At 40.0% G+C, this 240-nt stretch carries 1 protein-coding gene; it reads left to right on the top strand.

Annotation, left to right across the window (positions count from 1 at the left end):
* The coding region (locus JTI98_RS21070; RefSeq protein WP_252869613.1) for an autotransporter outer membrane beta-barrel domain-containing protein at nt 1-236 on the top strand (236 nt) is incomplete at its 5' end.
* Nucleotides 237-240 lie beyond the last annotated feature (4 nt).

Here is a 240-nt window from a genome sequence, read left to right as displayed (position 1 = left end):
CGCTGGCGGGTGTTCATTATCAGTATGACCTGTTTAAACCGGCAGAGACGGTTGTTCATGATTTTGCCGGGGAAACTCATATTAAGAATGGTAAAGACAGCCGGGTTAACTTCAGTTTAGGTGTTAATGCCAGAATTAAAGAAAACACCAGGATTAGTCTTAATATAGAGCGTTCAGCCTTCGGTCATTACGATATTGATAAGGCAATTAACGCCAATATCCGTTATTCATTCTGATTTT

This window comes from Citrobacter sp. MGH 55, assembly GCF_016906145.1.
In the GTDB taxonomy this organism is placed as follows: domain Bacteria; phylum Pseudomonadota; class Gammaproteobacteria; order Enterobacterales; family Enterobacteriaceae; genus Citrobacter_A; species Citrobacter_A amalonaticus.
This window is presented reverse-complemented; position numbering and strand designations above follow the sequence as displayed.